Below are 24559 nucleotides of genomic sequence, written 5' to 3'. Positions count from 1 at the left end.
GGCGTGTTCGGGGTGTTCGGCGTGTTCGGCGCATGGACCTTGCAATTGATCTTATTGAACTTGCACCAGCCCTTTGTCACCTGCTGCGACTCCATCGAAGTCTGCACCGTCTGGGGCGCCGGTGCGGCCATCGCCGTGGCCGGCAGTGCAACACCGCCCGCCAGGGTCATGGTGGCTACGGTCAGCATCATCTTGCGGGAAAGCTTCATTTCGATTTTCTCCATTCGGTATTTATGCGATATTTTTCGGCCTCGTATTTTCGGCGGGATTTCCCGGTGAGGACCTGCTTCTAATAAACCCGACGGCCAGGGTGGCGTCACGTCACAGGAATACGTGGCTTGACTCCAGGAATTGATGTTGGTAAATGTCGATGCTCGGATCCGGTTGTCCCCTGCCGCGCCAGGGTGAGCCCGTGCCGGTGCGGTCGGGGTCGTCGCCGTATCCGCTGCGCAGGGTCGACCGCTGTTCTCCGCCGCGGCGCCCCCGCCCGCAGCGCGGCCGGCGGGCAGCCTGGCGGCCCAGGTGTTCCCAGCCGCCGGCGGCCTCAGTCGTTGCGCAACGAGGGGTCGTACCCGTCAGCGATCGGGGGGCGGCGCGGCCCGGTCCCCGCGCTTCGGGCCCACTCCTCTTCCTCGGGCATGGGCACCGGCCCGAGGTCGCCGTCGGGCTCGCGGGGGTGATTGCCGGTTACCGCTGTCCCTGCTCAAGACCACGGCACGTCCGGCGCGCGGTAGTAGTTCACCTCCTGGGAGTCCAGTCGGGCACCCTGGGCCGCCAGGCGCAGGCGGTACGAGTCCCAGTCGCGGCCCGCGGCCGGGGACCAGCCCAGTTCCGCGAGGCCCAGCACCCTCGGGAACGCCATGTACTCCAGGTCGAGGCGCGTCGCGACCGTCTCCGTCCACAGCGGGGCCTCCACGCCCAGGACGGCCGACTCCGGGACACCGGCCAGGTACGCCCCCGGGTTCCAGTCGTAGGACCTGCGCACCGGCACGTACCCGGCCCAGGCCAGCCCCGGCTTCGTCGCCTTGTCGTACTTCATGTCCAGGTACAGCCGGTCCGCCGGGGACAGGATCACCGGATGGCCCGCCTTGGCCGCCGCAGCCACCGCCGCCCTCTCCGGCGCCGGGGTGCGGTCGTGGCCCCAGTACTGGAGCACCGCGCCGTCGGCCGGACGGGCCGTCGCGAGCTGGTGCCAGGCCACCACCGTCTTGCCGTGCCGTGCCACGACCGCCTGCGCCCGATCCATGAAGGCCGCGTAGTCCGCCGCCGGCGTGGAATGCGCCTCGTCGCCGCCGATGTGCAGGTACTTGCCCGGGGTCAGCTCCGCGAGTTCCCCCAGCACCTGGTCGATGAACTCGTACGTCCGCTCCTTGCCGACGCACAGCGAGCTGAAGCCGACCTTGATCCCGGTGTAGCGCTCGCGCGCCTTGCCGTCGCAGTTCAGCTCGGCGTAGGCGGCCTGCGCCGCGTTCACGTGGCCCGGCATGTCGATCTCCGGGACCACGTCGACGTACCGCTCCCCCGCATACGCCACGAGCTCCCGGTAGTCGTCCTTCGTCCAGTGGCCGCCGGGCCCGCCGCCGACCTCGCCGGCTCCCCCGTACTCCGCCAGCCTCGGCCAGGAGTCGATCGCGATGCGCCACCCCTGGTCGTCGGTCAGGTGCAGGTGCAGGGTGTTGACCTTGTACTGCGCGAGCTGGTCGACGTACCTCTTCACTTGTTCCACCGAGAAGAAGTGGCGGGCCACGTCCAGCATCGCCCCCCGGTACGCGAAGCGCGGCGCGTCGGTGACCGTCCCGCCCGGCACCGTGCCCGGACCGGACACCGGCAGCAGCTGGCGCAGCGTCTGGCCGGCGTGGAAGAGCCCGGCGGGCGTGCGGGCGGTGAGGGTGACCCCGCCGGAGCCGGCCTCCAGCCGGTACCCCTCCTCCCCCGCCCCCTCGGCCTCCTCGTCGAGCCTGAGGCGGATCCCGTCGCCCTCCGCGCCGTCCACCACGGGCAGCGGCAGCCCGCTGGGGCCGCGCAGCTGCTCGGCGAGGAGTTCGCCGACCCTGCGGACCTCCTCGTCACCGTCGAGGCCGGTACGGATGACGGTGCCGGGGCCGAAGGCGTAACCCGGGCCTTCGGCGTGCGCGGAGGCGGGCGCCGGCAGGAGCCGTTGATAAGGAGCGAGCGCGGCGGGGGCCTTGTCCCCGGGGCGGGCGTCGTCCCCGCGGGCGGCGCCGCAGGAGGCGGCCGCGGGGACGACGGCGAGGACGAGGAGGGCGGCGAGCGTGCGTCGCGGGACTCTCATGCGCACAGGTATAGGCCAACCGGGCCCGGAAGGGCGGTGCGAGAATCCCAGGATGGCGGAAATCATCCAGAAGGACGGCACATGGACCTTCGACGGGGACGCGGTACGCATCGTGCCGGGCCGCGACAAGGGGGTGGGACTGCTGCGCCAGACGCTGGGCGAGGTGATCGTGCCGCTGCGCGCGCTGGCCGGGATCTCCTACGAACCGGGGCGCAAGGCGGGCCGGCTGCGCCTGCGGCTGCGTGACGGCGCCGACCCGCTGCTCCAGGTGACGGGCGGTCGGCTGCCGGAGGCCTCCGATCCGTACCGGCTGGCCGTGGAGTCGGACCGGTCGGGCGTCGCGGAGTACTTCGTGGACGAGGTGCGCAACGCCCTGCTGCTGGACCAGGTGGACCCCGGGCCCGCGGACTCCTACCTCCTGCCCGGCCCCGCCGTGCCGATCACGGTCGGCGCGGGCGACGGCACGGTGGCCTTCGACGGGGACCGGGTGTCCCTGGACTGGAACTGGACGACGGAGGAGGCCAAGCGCTCCGGGGGGCCGCGCGAGTTCCGGATCGCGGACGTGCGGTCGGTGGCGTGGCACCCGTCGAGGGGGCTGGAGAACGGGTGGATCCGCTTCGCCCTGGCCGGCGCCCCGGCGGCCCCGCCCCCGCCGAAGTACGACCCGTGCGCGGTGGAGCTGTTCGGCTTCAAGAAGGACCCGCTGATGGCTCTGGTCGCGGCGGCCGTGGCGGTACGCATGGCACACCCGGCGGCGCCGGATCCCGAGGCCGGGCCCGGGCCGACGCCCGCCCTGGCACCCGCCCTGGCGGCGGACGGCCCGGCGGCGCCGGCCGGCGCCGGGGCGGTGGACCACGACGCCCTGCTGCGGCGGCTGCGCGAGGTGGGAGAGATGCACCAGGCGGGGATCCTCACGGCCGAGGAGTTCGCCACGGCGAAAGCGGCGATTCTAGGGCGTTTCTAGGCATCGAAGACCGGAATAAAGCCATCCGCTGGTCCAGACCAGCATGATCCTGCCCGATTTCGGGCAGGATCTTTGCATTCTACGGCTCCTACCGTCAATATCGACGGATGCCCGACCGCCGCCCGTCGCACGACGACCTCGTCGACCACTTGGTGCGCAGCACCTCGCTCCAGCGGGGCGAAGCCGCCCGAGTGGTGCTCGACGTCCTCGCGTACTTCGACGAGAGCACCGAAGAGTTCGTCCGCCGCCGCCACCGTGAGCTCCAGTCCGGCGGCGCGGTCAACGCGGACATCTTCGAGCGGATCGCGGCCGAACTGCCGCACCGGGCCGTGGCGCCGCCGGAGCTGTCGCTCCGGCAACTGCGCCGCATCGTCTACGGCTGAGCACCGCCCCGGTCAGGGGCGCGGGCAGCGGCAAGAAAGCAAAACGAAGCTTCAGGAGGGGAAAAACCTTATGTGCGGAATCGTGGGTTACATCGGCAAGCGTGACGTGGCACCGCTGCTGCTGGAGGGCCTGCAGCGACTGGAGTACCGCGGCTACGACTCCGCGGGCATCGTCGTCAACAGCCCGAAGGCCGCGGCCCTGAAGGTCGTCAAGGCCAAGGGCCGCGTACGCGAGCTGGAGTCCCGGGTACCCAAGCGCTTCGCCGGCACCACCGGCATCGCCCACACCCGCTGGGCCACCCACGGCGCCCCGAGCGACATCAACTCCCACCCGCACCTGGACGCCGACAACAAGGTCGCGGTCGTCCACAACGGCATCGTCGACAACGCCTCCGAGCTGCGCGCGAAGCTGGAGGCCGACGGCATCGTCTTCCTCTCGGAGACCGACACCGAGGTGCTCGTCCACCTCGTCGCCCGCTCCCAGGCCGACACCCTCGAGGAGAAGGTCCGCGAGGCGCTGAAGGTCGTCGAGGGCACCTACGGCATCGCCGTCATGCACGCCGACTTCCCCGACCGCATCGTCGTCGCCCGCAACGGCTCCCCCGTCGTCCTCGGCATCGGCGAGAAGGAGATGTTCGTCGCCTCGGACATCGCCGCGCTCGTCGCCCACACCCGCCAGATCGTCACCCTCGACGACGGCGAGATGGCGACCCTGAAGGCCGACGACTTCCGGACCTACACCACCTCCGGTACGACGACCACCGCCACGCCCGAGACCGTGGAGTGGGAGGCCGCCTCCTACGACATGGGCGGCCACGACACGTACATGCACAAGGAGATCTCCGAGCAGGCCGACGCGGTCGACCGCGTCCTGCGCGGCCGGATCGACGACCGCTTCAACACCGTCCACCTGGGCGGCCTGAACCTGGACCCGCGCGAGGCGCGCGGCATCCGCCGGGTCAAGATCCTCGGCTGCGGCACCTCATACCACGCCGGCATGATCGGCGCGGGCCTCATCGAGAGCCTCGCCCGCATCCCCGCCGACGCCGAGCCGGCCTCCGAGTTCCGCTACCGCAACCCGGTCGTGGACCCCGACACCCTCTACATCGCCGTCTCCCAGTCCGGTGAGACGTACGACGTGCTGGCGGCCGTGCAGGAGCTCAAGCGCAAGGGCGCCCGCGTCCTCGGCGTGGTCAACGTGGTCGGCTCCGCGATCGCCCGCGCGGCCGACGGAGGCGTTTACGTGCACGCCGGCCCCGAGGTCTGCGTCGTCTCCACCAAGTGCTTCACCAACACGGTCGTGGCCTTCGCGCTGCTCGCCGTGCACCTGGGCCGCATCCGGGACCTGTCCGTCACCGACGGCAAGCGGATCATCGACGGCCTGCGCAAGCTGCCGGCGCAGATCCAGGAGATCCTCGACGGCGAAGAGGACATCAAGAAGCTCGCGGCCGACTACGCCGACGCGAAGTCGATGATGTTCATCGGCCGCGTCCGGGGTTACCCGGTGGCCCTGGAGGCCTCCCTCAAGCTGAAGGAGATCTCCTACATCCACGCCGAGGCCTACCCGGCCTCCGAGCTCAAGCACGGTCCCCTCGCCCTGATCGAGCCCTCGCTGCCGACGGTCGCGATCGTCCCGGACGACGACCTGCTGGAGAAGAACCGCGCGGCGCTGGAGGAGATCAAGGCCCGCAGCGGCCGGATCCTGGCGGTCGCCCACCGCGAGCAGGAGAAGGCCGACCACACCATCCTCGTACCCAAGAACGAGGACGAGCTGGACCCGATCCTGATGGGCATCCCGCTGCAGCTCCTGGCGTACCACACCGCCCTGGCCCTGGGCCGGGACATCGACAAGCCGCGCAACCTGGCCAAGTCCGTCACGGTCGAATAGCCGGACCGCCGGCCGCACCGCCGGCCGGACCGCGCGCCGCGTACGAAGGAGGCCCCCGGGGATGGATCCCCCCGGGGGCCTCTTCGTGTGCTCGAGCCGTCAGCTCGCGGCGACCGCGCCGCGCGAACTCTTGCCGAGCGCCATCGGCCAGCTCGCCAGCGCCGCCGTGGCCCCGTACCAGGCCAGCAGCCCGGAGAGCGCCGCCACCCAGCCGGCCGCCTTGGCCAGCCCGTCGGCCTCGGCGAAAGTGCCTATCGCCAGGAGTACGAGGGAGAGGGTGAACAGTGCGTACACGCCCTGACCGAACAGCCCGCGCGAGGCCGCGGCGGTGAGGGTCAGCGCGAGCATGGCGAACAGTACGAGGAACATTCCGGCCGCGTGCGCCGAAACCTTTCCGTCGGCGCCGTTGGCCCAGGTGAACCAGAAGGCTCCGATGCCCGCGAAGGCCGTGCCGTTGAAGCCGTTGCCGCCGCGGTATTCGAGGATCCCGAGGACGAACAGGGCGAGGCCGCCAAGGAAGGTCGCGAGCGACACGGAGTCGGCCACGGACACACCGTCGATGATCCCGGTGTGGCCGATACCGAACGCGAGAAGGGTGAGACCCAGGGCGATGTGCCCGAGGGTCGAAGTCGAGGCCGTGCTTCCCGCAGAGACACCATTGTCCACGGCGGGCTCCCTTCGATCTGCAGTTGTTTGCTGCGTCCCAGCAGCCTTTATCTACCCCTTACATGGGGGTTCACAACCACACAATCGACATACGGTCGGTTACGGGATGACAACAACCGGTCGCTGCGCCCGCTTTGCCAGCCGGCCCGCCACCGAGCCGAAGATCCGGCCGACGATCCCGTGCGTGGAACCGACCACGATGGCGTCCGCCGAATACTCCCGGCCGACCTCCTCCAGCTCGTGGCAGATGTCCCCGCCGCGCTCGACGAGGATCCACGGAACCTCGGAGAGGTAGTCGGCGCAGGCCAGCTCCAGACCCAGCACCTCGGTGCGGTGGTCCGGCACGTCCACGAAGACCGGCGGCTCGCAGCCGGCCCACACGGTGGTGGGCAGCCGGTTGGCCACGTGGACGATGATCAGCCCGGATCCGGAGCGACGGGCCATCCCGATCGCGTACGCGAGGGCGCGCTCACTGGACGTGGATCCGTCGAAGCCCACAACGACCCCGTGCCGGAAGGCCGGGTCGCAGGGATGACGTGGTTGTTCCACCGCGCGCAGGTCGGCCGATTCGGGGTCGGCGAGGCGTTTGCGCTTGCGGTCCGCGGGTTCGGAGAATTCGTGACCGGCCATGGGTGTCTCGGCGAAGAGGTCCTCGGGCGAAGGGACAAGGCGGCGGGGCGACAGTAGGCGGAAGCGACGGATTGAGCGGCGATGATTCACGAAACGGCGACTCAGTGTGACCGAGCTCTGTCCGGGAAGCATCTTTCCAAGCCCATACCCACCAGGGTACGGCGGCACTCCTGTGCTGCACAGGGCATGCCGCCCTTGGAGAGCGTCCAAGGGAGCATGCCGCAGCGACGACTCCTTGGCAATGGCCGCTGCCCCCTACAGCCAGTGACGAATGACTTCGCGCCGGGTACGTGCCACCCGTGCGCGCAGTGACCGAGCCGCTCCGCCCGGCGTTGGACACGAGTCCGACCGTCCAGGAAGAGCCCGCAGGGAGCACGCCGTGCCCGGTCATCCGGTTCACCCCGTCCAGCCCGCTCAGTCGCCCGCTCAGCCGACGCAGTCCGTCCACATGCCGCCTTCCCCCCTTCACTCGTCCGTGCACCCCGCGAGACGCCCCCATGACGACCCCGCGGGTGACGTGGTGCGCTGGGCGGCCTTCAGCTGCCTGCTCGTCCCCGTCGTCCTCGTCGTCTACGGAACCTCCTTCGGCGGGGCCGCGGTGGCCACGCTCGGCCTGGCCGCCGTCACGGCCGCGTGCCGGGTGCTGCTGCGGCACTCGGAGAGGGAAGAACGGAATGCGGCCCGGGTACTCGTGGAGGACCGCCCGGCGCCCGCCCACCGCGGCCGGCACTCGCGCGCGGGGAGCTCCGCTCACCGGGGATGTCACGGTTCCGGCGGTATGTCCCCTCATGACTGACCGATTCGCACATCCACACCCGCACGTTTTCAGCCAACTTCCCGGCACGTCGCCCCCCTTGCCGGAATGTCCCCCCAGCCTCCTCACCATCAGCGACTACGGCGCCACAGGGGGTCGTTGACCCCATGAGTACTGGCCATGGCCGGACAGTGCGCTTCCCGTACGGGTAGCGGAGCGGAACGCTTCCTGATCGAATACTTTTCGCCAAGTTGCCAAGTCGACATAGCGCTGCGTGCTGAACTTGTCACGCCGACACCACGGGACGCAGTAGATTCGATCATGTATTTACGGCGGGGGAGCCACGTGCAAGGCCGAGGGGAAACGTGCAGGTGCGACCAGACCAAGGAGTCGCGACACCCAAGGGGGGCTTAGCGCCATGAGCCAGGATTCCACCGCCGTCGTCGTAGACGGCAGGAAGCTCGCGGGGCGTCGCCGCAGGGAGATCGTCGCGGTGCTGCTCTTCAGCGGCGGGCCGATCTTCGAGAGCTCCATTCCACTTTCCGTGTTCGGCATTGACCGGCAGGACGCGGGAGTTCCACGCTATCGACTGCTCGTCTGCGCCGGTGAAGACGGTCCGCTTCGGACCACCGGCGGACTCGAACTGACCGCGCCATACGGGCTGGAGGCGATCGCCCGGGCAGGCACGGTCGTCGTGCCCGCGTGGCGTTCCATCACCTCACCGCCGCCACCGGAGGCGCTCGACGCACTGCGTCTGGCGCACGAGGAGGGTGCCCGGATCGTCGGACTGTGCACGGGGGCATTCGTGCTCGCCGCCGCCGGTCTGCTGGACGGCCGGCCCGCGACGACGCACTGGATGTACGCGCCGACGCTGGCCAAGCGCTACCCGTCCGTCCACGTCGATCCGCGCGAGCTGTTCGTCGACGACGGCGACGTGCTGACGTCCGCGGGCACCGCGGCCGGAATCGACCTGTGCCTCCACATCGTGCGCACGGACCACGGCAGCGAAGCGGCCGGGGCACTCGCCCGCCGGCTCGTGGTCCCGCCGCGCCGCACGGGTGGCCAGGAGCGCTACCTCGACCGGTCGCTGCCGGAGGAGATCGGCGCCGACCCGCTGGCCGAGGTCGTCGCCTGGGCGCTGGAACACCTCCACGAGCAGTTCGACGTGGAGACCCTCGCCGCACGCGCCTATATGAGCAGGCGCACCTTCGACCGGCGGTTCCGCTCGCTCACCGGCAGCGCGCCACTGCAGTGGCTGATCACCCAGCGGGTGCTCCAGGCACAGCGGCTGCTCGAGACCTCCGACTACTCGGTCGACGAAGTCGCCGGACGCTGCGGGTTCCGCTCGCCGGTCGCGCTGCGCGGGCACTTCCGCCGCCAGCTGGGGTCCTCCCCGGCCGCCTACCGCTCCGCCTACCGGGCCCGTCGCCCGCAGGCGGACGTGGCCCAGGTGACGCAGCTGTCGGAGTCGCCGGTACCGCACCAGCGCACTCCGCAGCCTCAGCGGGCCGCTGCGGCACTGGCCGCGGCCGGTCCCACGGTGACGGAGCTGTACGCCCCGGGCCGGGTGCTGCGCGAGCACGCGTAGCCCCGTAAGCGCACTGCTTGGAGAAGGTCCCCCGCATCGGTGGTCACCGATGTGGGGGACCTTCCGCATAAGGTGGGGCGCATGAACGATCGCATGGTGTGGATCGACTGCGAGATGACCGGGCTCTCGTTGACGGACGACGCACTTATCGAGGTGGCCGCACTGGTCACCGACTCGGAGCTCAACGTGCTCGGCGAAGGCGTGGACATCGTGATCCGCCCGCCGGACGCGGCCCTGGAGACCATGCCCGACGTGGTGCGCGAGATGCACACCGCCTCCGGCCTGCTCGACGAGCTGGCCGGCGGGACGACCCTCGCGGACGCCGAGGCACAGGTCCTGGCATACGTACGGGAACACGTGAAGGAGCCCCGCAAGGCCCCGCTCTGCGGAAACACGGTCGGCACCGACCGCGGTTTCCTGCTGCGCGACATGGCCGCACTGGAGGGGTACCTGCACTACCGGATCGTGGACGTGTCCTCGATCAAGGAGCTGGCGCGCCGCTGGTACCCGCGCGCCTACTTCAACAGCCCCCCGAAGAACGGCAACCACCGGGCGCTCGCGGACATCAAGGAGTCCATCGCCGAGCTGCGCTACTACCGGGAGGCCGTCTTCGTGCCGCAGCCCGGACCGGACTCGGACACGGCGCGGACCATCGCCGCCAAGCACGTCGTCCCCGGCGAGTAGCAACCCGTAGCACCCGGCGGAGAGGCGTCAGGGGAATGGAGGGAGCGAGCACCCTCCCGGACCCTGTACCCTTTTCTTCGGCCGGTCGGTTTTCCGACCGGACATGGTGGGTGTAGCTCAGTTGGTAGAGCACCTGGTTGTGGTCCAGGTGGCCGCGGGTTCAAGTCCCGTCACTCACCCTGCGAGAAGGCCTCGTTCCGCGAAAGCGGGACGGGGCCTTTCGCGTACCCGGGCTCCTGCGGCGCCGGCACGCGGGGCCGCACCCCGGCCCGCCCCTGACCGGCTCCCGAAGGCACTAGGAGCGGAAGGCGTCGGCGTGGTCCGCGGACCAGGTTTCGAAGGTGCGGGCCGGGTGGCCCGTGAGCTGCTCGACCGTGTCGGTGATCTCGACCGGCAGGCCGTCGGTGGCGGCCCAGAAGTCGAGCAGAGCCTCGGCGTACGGACCCGGTATGTAGCCGTCGACCTCGGACTTCCACTGCCCGGGAGAGACGGACTCGAAGGGTATGGGTCGGCCCACCGCGTCGCCGAGTATGGCGAGCTGGGTGGCGAAGGTCAGCGACTGCGGGCCGGTCAGATGGTAGGCGCGCCCACCGAGCGAGGGATCGGTGAGGACGGCGAAGGCGGCCTCGGCGATGTCGCTCTCGTGGACCGGGTCGCAGTAGGAGCCCGGGTACGGCAGGTGGACCGGGCGGCCGGACTTCAGCGACCAGGCCCAGCCGAGGGCATTGCTCGCGAAGGATCCGGGGCGCAGCAGGGTCGTGCGCAGCGGGGAGGCGAGAAGGGCCTCCTCGACCGCGAGATGGGAGGCGGCGAGCGGGCTGTCGGCGGCGTCGGGTGCCAGGACCGAGGAGGACGACAGGAGCACGACGTGCTCGACGCCGGCGGTGACGGCCTCCTTCACGAAGGCGTCGACGGCGGCGGCCTCGGCATAGAGGAAGACGGAGCGCACACCGGCGAGGGCGCCGGCGAAGGTGGCGGGGTCGGTGAGATCGCAGTGGACGGTGCCGGGTTTGTCCGGCTCGCGGGATGCGAGGCGGTGCGGGACACCGGCGGCGGCGAGGAGCGAGGAGAGGCCGCGGGCGATGGCGCCGCGGCCGCCGGTGACGAGGATCTTCGACATGGCGTCTTCCTGTCCTAGACTGGATACGTGACACAGATTCTGTGTGACACATTCTCTGCGTCACGCAGATAAATCTGGACCATGGAGAAGCCGATGTCAATCGACAACCCTCGTTCGAGTGACGAGTGGACCCGCGCCGAGCTGCTCGCGCGCGTCGTCACCGAGAGCCAGCGGCACTACGCCGACTACTCGCTCTTCAACCAGGCCATGGCCGACCACGTCGGCATGCACCCCACCGACATGCAGTGCGTCGCCCTCCTCGACATCGAGCCGGGCCCGGTCAGCACCGGTGACATCGCCCGTCTCACCGGCCTGACGTCCGGCTCCGCCACACGGCTCGTCGACCGCATGGTCAAGGCCGGCGTCGTCGAGCGCCACGCCGACCCGAACGACCGCCGCCGCTCCCTCGTCGCCCTCGCGCCCGCCGCCCGCGACCGGATCGGCGCCGCCTGGGAGACCCCCGGCCGGGCCTTCGGCGCCGTCCTTCAGGGCTACTCCGACAACGAACTCGCCGTCATCGCCGACTACCTGCACCGCGCCGCCGAAGTCGGCCGCGCCCAGGCCAAGCGGCTGACCTCGGGCGACCCCGACTGACACCTCCCGAACGGTCCGTTCCGCCGCTACCGTCCTGATCAACGGGCAACAACGCGCGCCGGAGAAACGGGGGGGGTCGGCGTGCGGCTCGAGGTTGTCCGTGCCCGTGCCCGAATCCCCGTCCGTACCCGAAGACCCGTCCGTGTCCGCGCCCCCGCCGCCGCCCCCGCCCGCCCGCGGCGGCTTCCGCGGGGTCTTCGCCCTCGGCGGCAGCGTCCTCCCCGTCTACGGGTTCCTCGCGCGGCTCCCCGCCGCGCTGTGCCCCATCGGAACCCTGCTGCTCGTCAACGAGCGCGACGGCATCGGCGACGCCGGCACCGTCGCCGCCGCGCTCTGGCTCGGCCAGGCCCTCGGCGGACCGGTCATCGGCCGGCTCGCCGACCGGCGCGGCCACCGCCCCGTCCTGCTGATCGCCTGCGCCGCGAACGCCGCCGTGCTCTTCGCCCTCGTCGCCGCCGTCCTCGGCGGGCTGCCCCTCGCCGCCCGGATGGCGCTCGCCATCGCCGCCGGTCTCACGGTGCCGCAGGTCGGGCCGCTGGCCCGGGCCCGCTGGGCGCGGCTGGCCGGAGACGACAAGGCCCTGGTCGGAGCCGCGCTCTCCTTCGACACCACCCTCGACGAGGTCGGCTTCATGGTGGGGCCCGCGCTGGCCGGGATCCTCGCGGTGACCGTCCATCCCGCGTCGGCGCTGGTCCTCGCAGCCGCCCTGATCCTCGTCTTCGGGACGCTTTTCGCCCTGCATCCCACAGCGCCCGGGCCGACGGGAGGCAGCGCCGCCGCGCGTGGCGACGTACGGCTGTGGTCCCCGGGGCTGGCCCTGCTGTTCGCCATGGCCGTCCTGCAGGGCGCCGCGTGGAGCGGGGCCAATACCGGGGTCAACGCGCTCGCCGAGTCGGCCGGCTCCCCTGGGTCCGCCGGGCTGGTGTGGTCCGCCATGGCCGTGACCAGCTCGATCGCCGGCTTCGTGACGGTGGCCCGCCCCGGTTCGGCCGACCTGACCGTCCGGCTGCGCCGCACCATCGCCGCCCAGGCGCTGCTGACGCTCCCGCTGCTCGCCGTCTGCGGCCCGTGGGGCGCGGCCTTCGCCGTCGCCGGCATCGGGCTGGCCGTCGCCCCGCACCTGATCGCACTGTTCGGCCTGGTGGAACGGGTCGGCCCCGCGCAGCGGATGGGCGAGGCCATGACCATGGCGGGCAGCGGTCTGATCATCGGCCAGGCGCTGGCCGCGGCCGTCGCGGGACCGCTGGCCGAGGCGTACGGGCACCGGGCCGCCTTCGCCCTGTCCTGCGGCGCGGCGGCCGCGTCCGCCGTCGTGGCGACGACGGCCGCAGGCAAGGACCGGCTCCGCCCGCGCGCGGCTACGACGGCTACGACGGCTACGACGGCTACGACGGCTACGACGACATGAGCGCGCCCAGCGCCTTCTGCATGTCCGCCGCGTTCATGACCGGAGCGACCTCGATCTCGGCGTTGTACTTCATGAACAGGTCCCATGCCAGCGCCGGCACATCGGTGCTGTCCTTCAGGTCGAAGACGATCCAGCAGGAGCGCACGCCCTCGTGCAGACCGAAGTAGGCCGCCTCCGGCTTGACCTTGTCGATCAGGTCCTTCATCCCCTGGGTCAGGGCCCCGCTCTTGATGCCCTCGTTCGTGGTGGCGGTGTCCAAGTGGGCCCTGAGCATGACTCTCATGCCGGCTCCTTTCGTCACCGCCACCCTGAGCGGAGCCGGGGACGGCGGCAACATCTCCGCCTCCGTCCGGGCGTGCGGCTACTCCGTCCGCTCGGGCGGGCCCGCCCCGGTCAGTCCAGGATTCCGACGTCGTAGAAGAACTGGTAGCGCGCCGGGTCGTCGAAACCTAGCTAAGCAAGTTAACTAATGGCAGCATCCAGTCATGGAGCATCCCTTGACCGGACGACGCGTCGTCCGATGCATCATTTACGCCCGCATCAGCGAGGACAAAGAGGGCGCCGGCCTCGGCGTTGCTCGACAGGTCGAAGACTGCACCGCCCTCGCCAAGCGGCTCTCGACGAACGACGCCGAGTACCGAGTCGTCCTCATCTTCGAGGACAACGACATGAGCGCCTACTCCGGTAAGCCCCGCCCGGGCTATCAGGCCACACTGACAGCGCTGCGTGACGGTGAGGGGGACTGCGTACTTGCCTGGCATACCGACCGCCTACATAGATCGCCTGCCGAGCTTGAGGCGTACATCGACATCTGCGAGCCTCGGCGGGTCGAGACTCGCACCGTCAAGGCGGGCGATCTGGATCTCACGACGGCGACCGGGCGGATGATCGCCCGGCAGCTTGGCGTGCAGGCCCGCTACGAGGTCGAGCGGATGGTAGAGCGGCAGCGCCGGAAGCGCGAGGAGCTGGCCAAGGATGGCAAGTTCCTCGGAGGCGGTCGCCCATTCGGATGGGAGGCTGACGGTGTCACGCCGATCAGCGTTGAGTTCACCGCCATCCGCGAGGCCGCCGCGTCTGTCCTGTCGGGGGCTAGCCGGCTGTCTATCGCCCGCTCCTGGAATCGGGCCGGGTTCCAGACCAGCCGGGGATCGGAGTGGACCAGCGCAGGGGTGCGCGCGATGCTCCTGCGGCCTAGGAACGCTGGCTTCCAGGTGCATCGCGGTGTTTCAGTGGGCGCGGGTAGCTGGCTCTTCCCGCTGGACGAACCGACCTGGCGAAGTGTGGTTGCCTACCTGGAGAACGCGAGCAGGCAGATCGTTCCTCAGACGGAGCGGCGGTATCTGGGGTCGGGAATCTATCTGTGTGGCCGGTGCGGCTCAACGCTGAAGGCGAACCAATCGCAGCGGCGCGGTGGGCCAGTGACGAAGCACTACATGTGCCGGGCGACTCCCCACCTGGGACGTTCGGCGGAGCTCCTTGATGACCATGTGCAGTTGGCTGTGGTGGATCGGTTGTCCCTGCCAGATGCCGTGGATCTGATTGCCCGGCATGAGGACCCCGTCGATGTGAGGGCCGCGCAGGCGGAACTCAAGGATGCGCGCGAGACCTTGGATGAACTGGCTGCGGAGCTCGGCGCCGGTGGTATGGACCTGCGGTCCTGGCGGGTCGCAAGCACGGGAGCGAAGGAACGGATGGCCGCCGCTGAGGCCCTGCTGTCTCGGGCCGTCCGAGTGAACCCGGCGCTGGAGCTCGTGGGCGGCGATGTCGAGGCGGCGTGGAGGGGGCTCGACCTCTCACGCAAGCGTGCCGTCCTCGCCTTTCTGGCCACGGTGACGGTGCTGCCGGCGCGGCGTGGGCCTGGGTGGGATTCGGACGCCGTTCGGATTGACTGGAAGAAGTGAGACAGGCCCCCACCCGTCGGTGGGGGCCTGCCGGCCACTCCCGCCGCCTGGGGGGCTGGACTGGGAGGGCCGATCTAGGTGCGGGGCTCATTCCCGCATATATGCAAGATCACTCGATGTAGGGTTTGGCCAACTGACATTCGATCATGACTGCCCGAGCGTGGACAGGTGCCGCGCTCCGTACCGCCCTCCGACGACGTGCTCGCCCGTCGGAGACGCATCGCACTCCAGATCCGGGCTGCGCGAGAGCACAGGAACCTGACCCAGGAGCGGGTGGCGAACTCCATGGAAATGGACCGGCCGTCGTACACCCTGCTCGAACAGGGCAAGGTCAGCCCGCGCCTAGACACGCTCCTGCGGCTCTCCGACGCGCTCGGTGTACCGCTCGCCGAGCTGGTGCGGGAGTAGAGGCTAAGCGGAACGTAAGGCCTTTATGTGCGGCATGCACGCACCATACGGGGCGAGGCCGCCGTTAGGTAGCCCCGGCCGACGGGGGGACTGCTGGCCGGGGCAGGCGTGCTCAGCCGGTGCAGGCCGAGCAGTGGACGTTTCGTGGTGCGCCGGTCGCGAGGTCGACCATGAGCGTCACGCCCAACCCGTGCGGGCAGACCCGGCGACCTCGCCGCCCGCTAGCTCGCCTCTCGACCCGCGTCGTACCCAACAGCGCCACCACATCCCGAAGCCGCGGGTCCACCCACGTCTCTCGAGCATCGCCAGTCTCGTCGCTCACTGGAACTCCTTCCTTGCGGAACGTAGTCGACTGTAGTGGTGCAAGGCGTCGGCCGGCCGCGGTTGTCTCAAGCCGGCGGCGGGGCCGCGCAAGCCGAGCCGCCCTCGGTGCACTCCGAGTGCATGCTCACTCCGGAGATCTTCACGAGGCGGTCGGTCGCGGGATCCCACATGGGAGGGTTCGGTTCGTAGCCGGCGGCGCGGATGGCGTCCTGAGTTTCCTCGAGGGCCGCGTCGTCGCGGTCGTAGTTCGCGACCTCAGGCACGTGGTGGGTGAAGTGGCCGAGGACCGCCGAAAGCTTCGCGGCGATCTTCGAGCACAGAAGCAGGGCATGCCATCCGGCATCGACGGTCGCGGAGGGCAGCATCTTGCTGAACTCCTGGGCCGGGTCCTGCCTGCGCAGCTTGGCGCGATGCGCGGCAGCGGCACAGAACTTGATCGCCTCATCCGCGATGTCCTCGGCGAGTAGCCGGTCGACGCCAGGGTTGTTGCTGACAGCCTTGGCCACGAAGCCTGCGACGGCCTCGTCAGACAGCAGGTTGCGGGCCTCCCCGAAGACAGCCTCGGCCATGGCTGGCGTCAGGCCGGGATTGTCGCGGACGATCAGGTCGGCCAGGGCGTTGAAGTCCTCGTCGGAGAGCAGGTGGCGGGCGGAGGCCCGGAGTGTGGTGGGCGTGGCCATGAGGGTGTACCTCTCAATCAGGACGTGGGTGTGCCGACGGCCGGCTCGACGGCCGCCGAAGTAGGAGCCCGCCCCGGCCGCCCGAAGGGGGAACTGGATCCGGAGGGCCGGGGGCGGGGGTCAGTGGGTGCCGATGACGATGACGGCGAGAATCCCGAGAACAGTGAGTACGTACAGGGCCTGACGGGCGCGCTCGGTCACCGCGGGTCCTTCGCGGTGATGGGCCGGCACTCCCAGGCGCCAGACACGTGGGCGTTCATGTCAGGGCGGGCGCCGGACGCCGAATGCCCGGGGATCGTGACGTAGTCACCTTTGATGATGGCCCGGTCGCATCGGCAGCAGATTCGGATCACCGGACGCCGCCTGCGTGGTGGTCGCCGAGGGCGGCCGTCAGGCCCATGATGATGCGGGCGAGGCCGCGGGCGTGATTCCAGCCCGCATGGTCGCTGGTGTCGGACGGGCCCATGCTGAGAACGTATGGCCACTCGGCGAGCAGGGCCTTCGCGCGCTCGGTCTGCACGTTGGACGGGATGCGGCTGACCTTGGCATGAAGGCTTTCGCCGAGGTCGGTCAGGCCGGCGAGAAGCTCGGCCACACTCTCGGCGTCGGGACGGTCCGAGTAGGGGCCGAGGGCCCGCCGCACGGGGTCCTCAGTCGTGCGTGCTTCATCGGCCATGGCGGTGCTCCCTACCGTCGTCAGCGGGTGGTAGGACCAGGGTGAGGGCACAACAAGGCCCCAGCTATCACGAGTTGGTGATAGCTGGGGCCAAGGATTTGCGGAGTGTTATACGCCCAGCCAGTTGCCATACGACAGGAAGGAATCCGGGAGTTGACGCCGCGCCGCCTCCAGCCCCGAATACGTCTCACGGACAGTCTGGTGATACCGGGCCTGCTGCGGAGCCGCCTTCCGCGCCCTCAGCAGGTTGTCGAACGACGCGTCGAGGTCACCCGTCCACAGCTGCGCCCGCGCCAACTCGGCGTAGTGGTGCGACTTCCGGGACTTCGGCCAGTCCTGCGGAACCTGCACACTCCGCCCGGTCTGCGCTGCCTTTCCGTACTCGTCCAGCTCGGCCAACACGCTGACCCGGTGGACCTTCACGTTCGTCGGGCCGAACGCGAGGTAGTGCATGGTGGCCGCCTCGCCCGTGCCGTCGGCGATCCGCTGGGCCTCGGCAAGGTGCCCCTCCGCCCGGGCCTTGTCCTTCGACCGGCCGGCCATCACCGCAGCGCCGAGGTGGAGCTGACCGGTGACGACCTCCCGCTCATGGCCCGGCTCGGCCTGCTCCAGGATTCTGAGACCTAGGTCCGTCAGCCGCTGGCCGGTGCGGTACTGGCCGTCGCGGAGGTAAGTCAGGGCCCGCATGTAGCGGTAGATGCCGCCCAGAGCCGCGCTGGAGCCGCGCTCGGCGGCCCAGTCCATGCGGGCCAGGGCGATGGCCGCGAGGTCGTTGTAGCCGAGCTTTGATGCCACGTCGTACGCGGAGCGGTAGGTGCTGGCCAGCAGGAGCCAGCCCTCATGGCTGGGCGCGGTGTGCGCCGCCGTGGTGGCTTCCACGATCAGCCCAGGTACCAGGGTGGCGGCCTGCTTGATCTCCCCGGCACGGACGGCGATGAGAAGGGCCTCGGCGTCGGCGGCGAGGAGTTGGTGCGGGCGGGGGGTGATGTCCGGGTCAGCGCCGAGGTCGTACACGTCCAGCGCTTCACGGATCGGCCGGATCAGGATGTCCAGCTGGTCCTCGCGCAGTTCGGTGACGTACGGCTGGCCGGTGACCGTGGCGACGTCGACACGGAGGGCGCGGGCGAGCTGGCCGATGACGTACGGGCTGGCGGGCTTCACGCCCTGCTCGGCTTTCGTGAGGGTGCTGTACGGGACGCCCGAGAGGTCGGACAGCGCCCTTTGGGTGAGATGGCGTTCGAGGCGCAACCGCTTGATGCGCGCGCCGGTGTGGTCGTGCGGTAGAGAGTGCATACTGGCTCCCGTTCAGACTCGACACCTGAACGGTACCGGCACATGACAAAAACGCCCCCTCCCGCCCGTAGGCGAGAGGGGGCGTTGTGCTTCACGCGGGCATGAGTTCCCGGAGCGCGGCCGTGATTCGGCGCGCGAGGTACACGTGGCCGGCGTCCGTCGGGTGCACGCCGTCGCCGCCAATGTAGGCGGTGACATTGCCTGCCGTGATCCACGGCCCATGCGTAGCGACCAGGGCTCCGGCCGCGTCGTAGCAAGCTCCCGTGACAGGGCTGATGAACGGGATCCCGGCGCCCGCCGCAGCAGTGCGGAGCGTGGCGTCCGTATTGGTCACCCCTGCCGAGGGCGTTGCGGCTGGGGACCAGCAGCCGATGACGTAGATCTCGCAGCCCGGCAAGCTGGCCTTGATGGTGGTGTACAGCGCGGCAGCCGCAGTAGCGATGGCTCCTTGGTCGCCGCTGCTGTCGTTGTAACCGCCGGACACGAGGAGCCGGGTGGGTGCCCATGCGACCACGTCGGCCGGGGCTCGCGTCCCGAACGTCGCGTATGCCCCGGCGGTGATGTAGCCGGTGCCGCCGCGGCCCTGCTCCCACGCGTCGGTGGCGCCGAGAAAGCGGGCTACGCGCGCAACCCAGGTACCGGCCCCGCCTCCGACGTTCTGCGCGGACCCGTCGGAGATGGAGTCGCCGAGGACCATGAGGCGGCCGCCCTCCAGCGGGACGCGCCACATCGTCGCGGTGGGTGGGAGATAGACGCCGCCGAAGGGGAAGGTGCTGAAGTCGAGCCGGATGCGGCGTGGGGCCGCGCTGCCGAGGTCGATGGTGATCAGATGCCCGGAGCCTGGAGTGATGCCCCCGGACGACTGCATCAGGTCAGTGACTTTGCGGCCGTCGATGGTCAGCCGGAACATCGTCGCGGCGCTGATGTACTTCATGCGGACCTGCATGAACTGCGAGTCGGTGCCGAACTCGACGCTCCAGATTGACTGGCCCGATGCGTAGCTGTTGGGGTACTTCGACGTCGGCAGGACGTAGGACGTGTCCGGGGCGCCCGCACCGATCTGGAAGCCGGACGCGCCCGCGTAGTTGTACGGGCCGGTGACGTCGCTGCCCGCGAGCGCGACCCCGGGCGGCGCGTACTTCACGTAGCCGGCCGTCGGGGTGGTGGTCTGTGCCGTACTGATGCCGGGTGCTGTTCCGGTGTACAGGCCGTCGGCGAGGAGCGGGTCGGGGAGGTCCCGGCGGCGCCAGGCCGTGGCCACGGGCCCTGCGGGCCCCTGTGGTCCGGTCGAGCCGGTGGCGCCGGTTGGTCCAGCCGGGCCGATCGGCCCCTGGACGGGCGTATACCCGGGCTGCGCCGGGTCCGCGTCGATGATGGATGAGATCTTGATCGGGCTACCGGCGCCGAGCGGCAACTCGAACACCTTGCGCCGGTACGGCAGGCCGTCGAGGCGTTCCTCGTACACCCAGTAGCGGCCCGTCGTAGGCTCGATGCCTGGGGCGTCCGTGGTGACCAGGGCCCGCGAGAGTACGCCAGCCACGACCTCGACCGTGCCGCCGCCAGCGAGGATCTCCCCGCCGACGGCGTCGGTCCAGACCCGCGGCAGCGGCGACAGGACGATGCGGCCCGTGGCGGGTAGCTGCGTGGCCGGGTTGGTGTACGTCCCGGTGATCGTCCGGGTGGGCTGCGACATGTCTCCTCCTACCGGGCGAGCAGGGCGAGCGCCCCAGTCACGGCCCCACCGACGCCGGCGAGTACGCCGATCGTCGGCAGGGGCCACCGGCCGCGCTCCAGGGTGCGTATCCGCGACTCGTGGTCCTGAAGGTCCGCGCGGATGTCTTTCGTCTCGTCGAGGATGCCGTCGATCTTCGATTCGATCCGGCCCACTGCTAGTGCCAGTCCCCTCACCTCCTGGTACATCTGGGCCGGGCTGATGTACACGCCAGGGTCAGGGGTGGCCATCTAGACGCCCTTGGCGGTGGACGCGCTGTTGGGGTCACCGAACAGGCGCGCCGCGAGGCCCTTCACGAGGGTGCCCGCGGCGATGATCCCGGCTACGCCCACCGACTTCCAGAACGAGACGTGCAGCATGTCGGCCGGGCCGGCCGCGACGAGCACGCCGCCCACGGCGGTGGCGCCGGTCCACAGGACGCGCTCGGTGAGGTCCTTGGCGTAGGTCTTGCCGGTCTTCAGGACGACGTCGGCGGAGGGGAACGGAGTGGTCATGGTCAGGACTCCTTCGGTGTGGGCGTGCCGGAGACGGTGACGTCTACGTCGATGACGGCCGCGGCGATGGCCTCGCGGACTGCGGCGACGACCGCGTCGGTGTCGACGTCGTCGTGCTGTCCGAGCTGCGTGGCGAGCGCGGTGATGGCGCCCTGCATCGCAGCGATCTGGCGGCCGGTGATGTCGTTCTGGGTGGCGTGGACCTTGTCCATCCAGGCCATGACGGCGCCGGGGGTCACCGGGCGTCCCGTGGCTACGTTGGTGAGCTCCTTGGCCCAGACTGCGTCTGCGATTTCCTGTGCGGTGGGCAAGTCGTCCTCCTCGGACGGGTCGGTGGTCTGGCCGGTGGCCCGGGCGACGATCCCCGGAAAGACGACCTTCTTGAACTGCTGCACCCGGGTATCGCCAGGGCAGTCGGTGCCACTTGCGGCCCACGCGGCGTGGAGCCGGTGGTAGCCGTATCCGGGGTCATCGGCGGTCTGGCAGATGTGCAGGGGAATGCCGTGGGTGTGGTGCAGCCAGACGCCGAGCTTGATGAGCTCCTCGATCTGCTCCGGCGTCCACGGGTCGTCCCCGTCCGACGCGGTCTCGATGGACACCGCGCCGCTACCGTCGGGCCTGAGGTTGGCCTTGTAGTTGGCGTCCGCGCGGGTCTGCGTGCCGATGTACTGGCCGAGGCTCCCGTCGTAGTCGAGGCCGAAATGGGACTCCAGGTTGGTGGAGTCCCGCCAGTACGCGTAGAGCCGCTTCTCGTCCCACGGCGCCGCGATTGAGTGCACGATGAACTGCGTCGGACGGATCGCGGGCTGGTTGTCGGACTCGGGTTGGAGTTCCATCCGGATCGCTCCGGGGTACCACGTCATGACACCTCCAGGGCATGAGAAAAGCCCCGGCCAACGGCGCGGGGCGGACGGTGTAGGGAGGGCTACGAGCAGCCTTCGAGCAGGATGTAGCGGTAGTCGTAGGTCCCGGTACCGGCGCCGACCCTGTGCTTGATCGTCGCCGTGACGGTCTCGCCCACGGTGAGGCCCGTAAGTCGGTAGGTGAGGCTCAAGGAGAAGTTGGCGGTGCCGCCGACGACCAGCGCGGCCGCGTCGTTCGCGCTGTAGACCGTCCCGGACGTCGAACCGACCGCCGTCCACGACGTGAGCGTGTTCGTGGCGCCGCTGTTGCGCTGCGTCGACCGCAAGGTCACCTTCACCTGACCCGACGCAGGCACCACGACCGCAGCCGAGAACACCCCGCCGGACGCGTCCACATACAACGTATTCGTGCTGGTCCGCGAGGTGGTGTCCTCGGCCTGCGTATTTTCCACGGCCAATTTCGCCGCGGTGATTGTCTGGCCGGCCTTCCAGTGCGTCATACGTCGGCCTCCTAGTAGGCGATGACCGCAGGCTGCGCGAGACTCACGGGCGCGGCGGTGAGGTGGGCTTTGACGATGCCGTTGACGGAGCGGGTGACCGTGAACGTCTGCGGTGAAGCCGCGCCGGAGATGGCGGTGACGGTCATGGCCTCGCCGCCGATCAGGATGTTGAAGGGGAAGGCGGCGCCTGCCGTCTCCCACAGCGGGCCGGACGCCACCGCGACTGACAGCGTCGTTGCCGTCGTGGTCACCCCTGATGCGAGGCTGGATGCCCCACTGTCGGCGCGGGCCAGTGTCGTGCTGTCGGTTACGGCGACCGTCCACGGGCCAGCAGGCGAGCACGCGAGCGTGATCGTCCACTCGAAGGTCTTCCACTCCTCCTCCGCGCCCTCGACCATCAGATCGATGGGCCCGGGCGGCAGCCACGCCGGCAAGTCGGTGATGCGGATGATGTCGCCCGGCTGGAGCGCAGCCACCGCGGGAATCAGCGCGGGGTATTTGTGGAGAAAGATCCTCACACTGGGGTACCGGGACTCGTCCCACGTACCGCGGTGGAGCAGCCAGTAGGCGACATCATCGCACTGGGCATCTGTTTTCAAGGACAGAGTCTGCGAGTCGTCGTATGTCCCGACGCCCGCTGGCGGTGCTGCAACCGACAGGGCGCCGGTGGTCAGGACAGCGCGGGCCGACGAGCCGCCCTCACGCTGGATGGTGCGGTCGTTGCGGAGGTGCCGGTCGTCATCGACGGGCGTCAAAGGCGGCGCGAGCTGCCCGTAGGGGATCGTCACCGCCGGGGTTTGGTTGTAGAGGCTGGCGCGTGCCCGGTAGACGAGGCCCGCCCGCTCCCGGTCCTCGTACAGGATCCCGTCGTCGGAGATCTCACACTCGCCGAGCAGGCCCAGAAGGGTGTCGGAGCGCTGGGGGCCCATCAGGGTCTGCGCCAACCCAGCTATGACGGGGACGTTTTCCTCGGTTCCCAGCCGGTGAACTCGGGCACCTGCAGTCTCACCGTTCCAGCCGGAGTCACCACCGGTGTAGACGGTCGTGGTGGCGCTACTGAAAACGCCGAGGTGGCCGAGCCGGAAGTCCGCTGCGGCCGGGCTGAAGACCGTGTTGATGCCCGTGACGATCCCGGCCGTCGCGGCAACAGTCGTATTGACCGCGAAGCCCGTAGGGTCTCCGATCGGAACCCACCCAAAGTGGAAGTCCGTGTTCGCGCCGCTTTCGGTCGCTGTGATTTCCAGCCGGGTCCACTGCCCATGAAAGTCAGTGGCGACCCCGGCCGCGGTGAACACGGTGACGCCGGTCGCGCTGTACCCGTTGACGCCCACGTTGCCGGCGCCGTCCATGGTCAGGACAACCCGTCGGGCCGTTCCCGTGGTCGTGAATTCCAGCAGGGTGATCGGTGTGACCGGAGCCGCCGGCAGGTGGTAGACGAAAGCGACCATCCATTGCCCAGTGCTCGCATATGTGGGGACCGCGCCTGCCATGCTCGCAGCGTCCGTGATCCGCGGCAACGGCGCCGACCCGGCAAGGTCGCTATCCGCGGCCCACTCGAAACCGGTCACAGTCAGCGGGGCCACGCCTGCGACAGGCGAAAACGCCTGCGTCGCCGTGGTCCCCTCCTCCATCGGCCAATACGCCTTCGGGGATCCGGCTGCGGGGATACGACGCCGCAGCGTGGACGCGAACGCTTTGTCTCCCTGCCCGAGGCGGCGCAGAATCCCGGCCGCCTCGACCGGGGTGGTGACGTCGTAGCCGCTGGCACCCCACTGCGGGGTCCAGGAGGAGGCCTCCAGGACGGCCCGGATCCGCCGGGAGGTGATCTCGGCGCCGCCCGCCGTCGACCAGGTGCGGCCCGCCGCGTCCGTGAACGAGGTCGCGCCGCTCGCCTGCGAGGTGAAGACCGGATTGGCCACGACCGTCCCCGCACTGTTGCGGATTTCGACCGCGTGAATCCGCCGCGACACGGTCGCGAAAGCGCCTGTCGAAATGTTGCCGATCTCGACCGGGCTCGTCGAGTTGATGATCGACGTGACACCAACGCCGCTGACCGGGGTACCGAGCTGAGTCCAGGAACCTGCCAGAGTCGACGCCGTGTAAAAGGTGACGGTCCAGCCCCCAGCGCCGTTATTGACGTCGAGGGAGGCACGGACAGCCCCCTCCTGGCCCGGGGCGAACGGCACGACATCGGTCGCGGTCGTGTTGATGCTGGTGATGCCGTCAGGCGACCACCGGAAGAACAGGCCGGTGTTGGACATGAGCAGGCTCCACGAGCGCTGCCCAGACGCGCCCGTTTTACCGACGATGTCCCAGGCGACGTTGGTGTGCGTCCCCTCCCATACGGCTGGGGTGAGGTGCGCGCGGACGTCGATGTCGCCGAGGATGTCGAGCGCAGCCGTGTCGGGGGTCGTAGCGCGGCCCTGCACGCCGCTGGGGATGACGAGCGTGACCGTCGAGCCGCCATGGGTGAGCCTCACCGGCGTATTGCGTCCGAGCTGCCCAAAATACGGGCTGCGGGGGTTCCGGGCGCTGTACTTGCCGTCCGGGTTGAGGAGCGAGAACGAGGCCGCCGCGGGGTCCGTGCGGGACCCCTCCCCGCGGCGGCCCCAGCTGTACCGGATCGCAGCCCCGTGGGGGGTGTCGTCGGCAGCGTCCGTCCACGCGCCGGCGATCTGGAGCTGGACGCGGGCGTCGGGCACTGCCATGACGAGAC

At 69.9% G+C, this 24559-nt stretch carries 25 protein-coding genes and 1 tRNA gene; 11 read left to right on the top strand and 15 right to left on the bottom strand.

Going from position 1 to position 24559, the window contains the following annotated elements:
* Positions 1 to 224: hypothetical protein (locus tag J7F03_RS20935; protein WP_214951600.1), on the bottom strand; the 224-nt coding region annotated here is incomplete at its 3' end.
* A gap of 479 nt (positions 225 to 703) precedes the next feature.
* The gene (locus J7F03_RS20930) at positions 704 to 2293 is read right to left on the bottom strand and encodes a beta-N-acetylhexosaminidase (protein ID WP_214951598.1); all 1590 of its coding nucleotides are present in this window, start codon (positions 2291 to 2293) and stop codon (positions 704 to 706) included.
* A gap of 52 nt (positions 2294 to 2345) precedes the next feature.
* Between J7F03_RS20930 and J7F03_RS20925 the strand changes: the two genes are divergently transcribed.
* The 3 genes from J7F03_RS20925 (at position 2346) to glmS (ending at position 5528) form a co-directional block, all read left to right on the top strand.
* Entirely contained in the window at positions 2346 to 3257 is a 912-nt protein-coding gene (locus J7F03_RS20925) for a DUF4429 domain-containing protein (RefSeq protein WP_214951596.1), read from the top strand.
* Positions 3258 to 3364: 107 nt separating this feature from the next.
* A complete protein-coding gene (locus tag J7F03_RS20920; protein ID WP_214951593.1) occupies positions 3365 to 3640 on the top strand; it encodes a hypothetical protein in 276 nt (91 codons plus the stop codon).
* 70 nt (positions 3641 to 3710) lie between these two features.
* Positions 3711 to 5528, top strand: a complete 1818-nt coding sequence (glmS, locus tag J7F03_RS20915) for a glutamine--fructose-6-phosphate transaminase (isomerizing) (protein ID WP_214951591.1) — start codon at positions 3711 to 3713, stop codon at positions 5526 to 5528.
* Between the two features lie 99 nt (positions 5529 to 5627).
* Here the strand turns inward: glmS and J7F03_RS20910 are convergent, their stop codons facing one another.
* Together J7F03_RS20910 and J7F03_RS20905 are read right to left on the bottom strand one after the other, a co-directional pair.
* Positions 5628 to 6194 (bottom strand): acetate uptake transporter, encoded by a 567-nt coding sequence (locus tag J7F03_RS20910; RefSeq protein WP_214951589.1) that lies wholly within the window; start codon positions 6192 to 6194, stop codon positions 5628 to 5630.
* A 99-nt stretch (positions 6195 to 6293) separates the two neighbouring features.
* The gene (locus tag J7F03_RS20905; RefSeq protein ID WP_214951587.1) at positions 6294 to 6824 is read right to left on the bottom strand and encodes a universal stress protein; all 531 of its coding nucleotides are present in this window, start codon (positions 6822 to 6824) and stop codon (positions 6294 to 6296) included.
* 475 nt (positions 6825 to 7299) lie between these two features.
* Here J7F03_RS20905 and J7F03_RS20900 point away from each other — a divergent pair, with 475 nt between their 5' ends.
* The 4 genes from J7F03_RS20900 to J7F03_RS20885 all read left to right on the top strand — a co-directional run bounded on the left by J7F03_RS20900 (position 7300) and on the right by J7F03_RS20885 (position 10029).
* Positions 7300 to 7620: a hypothetical protein gene (locus J7F03_RS20900; protein ID WP_374104368.1), complete on the top strand. Its 321-nt coding sequence runs from the start codon at positions 7300 to 7302 to the stop codon at positions 7618 to 7620.
* 376 nt (positions 7621 to 7996) lie between these two features.
* The gene (locus J7F03_RS20895; protein ID WP_214951583.1) at positions 7997 to 9166 is read left to right on the top strand and encodes a helix-turn-helix domain-containing protein; all 1170 of its coding nucleotides are present in this window, start codon (positions 7997 to 7999) and stop codon (positions 9164 to 9166) included.
* Positions 9167 to 9247: 81 nt separating this feature from the next.
* Complete coding sequence (gene orn / locus J7F03_RS20890) at positions 9248 to 9850, top strand: oligoribonuclease (RefSeq protein WP_214951581.1); 603 nt, start codon at positions 9248 to 9250, stop codon at positions 9848 to 9850.
* A gap of 106 nt (positions 9851 to 9956) precedes the next feature.
* Positions 9957 to 10029 (top strand) — tRNA-His (locus J7F03_RS20885).
* A 116-nt stretch (positions 10030 to 10145) separates the two neighbouring features.
* On the opposite strand, the gene J7F03_RS20880 is transcribed toward J7F03_RS20885, so the two are convergent.
* On the bottom strand, positions 10146 to 10970 hold the full coding sequence (locus J7F03_RS20880) for an NAD(P)H-binding protein (protein WP_214951580.1): 825 nt from the start codon (positions 10968 to 10970) through the stop codon (positions 10146 to 10148).
* Positions 10971 to 11063: 93 nt separating this feature from the next.
* Here J7F03_RS20880 and J7F03_RS20875 point away from each other — a divergent pair, with 93 nt between their 5' ends.
* Complete coding sequence (locus tag J7F03_RS20875) at positions 11064 to 11564, top strand: MarR family winged helix-turn-helix transcriptional regulator (RefSeq protein ID WP_214951578.1); 501 nt, start codon at positions 11064 to 11066, stop codon at positions 11562 to 11564.
* 106 nt (positions 11565 to 11670) lie between these two features.
* A complete protein-coding gene (locus J7F03_RS20870; protein ID WP_214951576.1) occupies positions 11671 to 12972 on the top strand; it encodes an MFS transporter in 1302 nt (433 codons plus the stop codon).
* Here J7F03_RS20870 and J7F03_RS20865 read toward each other — a convergent pair.
* Positions 12959 to 13255, bottom strand: a complete 297-nt coding sequence (locus tag J7F03_RS20865; RefSeq protein ID WP_214951574.1) for a DUF3303 family protein — start codon at positions 13253 to 13255, stop codon at positions 12959 to 12961. The genes J7F03_RS20870 and J7F03_RS20865 overlap by 14 nt on opposite strands.
* Positions 13256 to 13457: 202 nt before the next feature.
* Here J7F03_RS20865 and J7F03_RS20860 point away from each other — a divergent pair, with 202 nt between their 5' ends.
* Together J7F03_RS20860 and J7F03_RS20855 are read left to right on the top strand one after the other, a co-directional pair.
* A complete protein-coding gene (locus J7F03_RS20860) occupies positions 13458 to 14873 on the top strand; it encodes a recombinase family protein (protein ID WP_214951572.1) in 1416 nt (471 codons plus the stop codon).
* Between the two features lie 168 nt (positions 14874 to 15041).
* A complete protein-coding gene (locus J7F03_RS20855) occupies positions 15042 to 15281 on the top strand; it encodes a helix-turn-helix domain-containing protein (RefSeq protein ID WP_214951570.1) in 240 nt (79 codons plus the stop codon).
* A 389-nt stretch (positions 15282 to 15670) separates the two neighbouring features.
* On the opposite strand, the gene J7F03_RS20850 is transcribed toward J7F03_RS20855, so the two are convergent.
* The 9 genes from J7F03_RS20850 to J7F03_RS20810 all read right to left on the bottom strand — a co-directional run bounded on the left by J7F03_RS20850 (position 15671) and on the right by J7F03_RS20810 (position 24551).
* A complete protein-coding gene (locus J7F03_RS20850) occupies positions 15671 to 16285 on the bottom strand; it encodes a hypothetical protein (protein ID WP_214951569.1) in 615 nt (204 codons plus the stop codon).
* Positions 16286 to 16634: 349 nt separating this feature from the next.
* The gene (locus J7F03_RS20845; protein WP_214951567.1) at positions 16635 to 16961 is read right to left on the bottom strand and encodes a DUF6415 family natural product biosynthesis protein; all 327 of its coding nucleotides are present in this window, start codon (positions 16959 to 16961) and stop codon (positions 16635 to 16637) included.
* Positions 16962 to 17069: 108 nt separating this feature from the next.
* Positions 17070 to 18254 carry a helix-turn-helix domain-containing protein gene (locus tag J7F03_RS20840; protein ID WP_214951566.1) on the bottom strand — a complete coding sequence of 395 codons (1185 nt, stop codon included), beginning with the start codon at positions 18252 to 18254 and terminating at the stop codon, positions 17070 to 17072.
* Between the two features lie 91 nt (positions 18255 to 18345).
* Complete coding sequence (locus J7F03_RS20835) at positions 18346 to 19947, bottom strand: SGNH/GDSL hydrolase family protein (RefSeq protein ID WP_214951564.1); 1602 nt, start codon at positions 19945 to 19947, stop codon at positions 18346 to 18348.
* Positions 19948 to 19955: 8 nt separating this feature from the next.
* Positions 19956 to 20216, bottom strand: a complete 261-nt coding sequence (locus J7F03_RS20830; RefSeq protein ID WP_214951562.1) for a hypothetical protein — start codon at positions 20214 to 20216, stop codon at positions 19956 to 19958.
* Positions 20217 to 20480: a hypothetical protein gene (locus J7F03_RS20825; protein ID WP_214951560.1), complete on the bottom strand. Its 264-nt coding sequence runs from the start codon at positions 20478 to 20480 to the stop codon at positions 20217 to 20219.
* 2 nt (positions 20481 to 20482) lie between these two features.
* A complete protein-coding gene (locus tag J7F03_RS20820; RefSeq protein WP_214951558.1) occupies positions 20483 to 21343 on the bottom strand; it encodes an N-acetylmuramoyl-L-alanine amidase in 861 nt (286 codons plus the stop codon).
* 62 nt (positions 21344 to 21405) lie between these two features.
* The gene (locus J7F03_RS20815; protein WP_214951556.1) at positions 21406 to 21843 is read right to left on the bottom strand and encodes a hypothetical protein; all 438 of its coding nucleotides are present in this window, start codon (positions 21841 to 21843) and stop codon (positions 21406 to 21408) included.
* 11 nt (positions 21844 to 21854) lie between these two features.
* Positions 21855 to 24551, bottom strand: coding sequence for a hypothetical protein (locus J7F03_RS20810; protein ID WP_214951554.1), 2697 nt, complete (start codon positions 24549 to 24551; stop codon positions 21855 to 21857).
* Between the last annotated feature and the right edge of the window lie 8 nt (positions 24552 to 24559).

The sequence above is a fragment of the Streptomyces sp. ISL-43 genome (assembly GCF_018614195.1).
In the GTDB taxonomy this organism is placed as follows: domain Bacteria; phylum Actinomycetota; class Actinomycetes; order Streptomycetales; family Streptomycetaceae; genus Streptomyces.
Note: the sequence above shows the minus strand (reverse complement) of the source record. Positions and strands in the feature narration are given on the sequence as shown.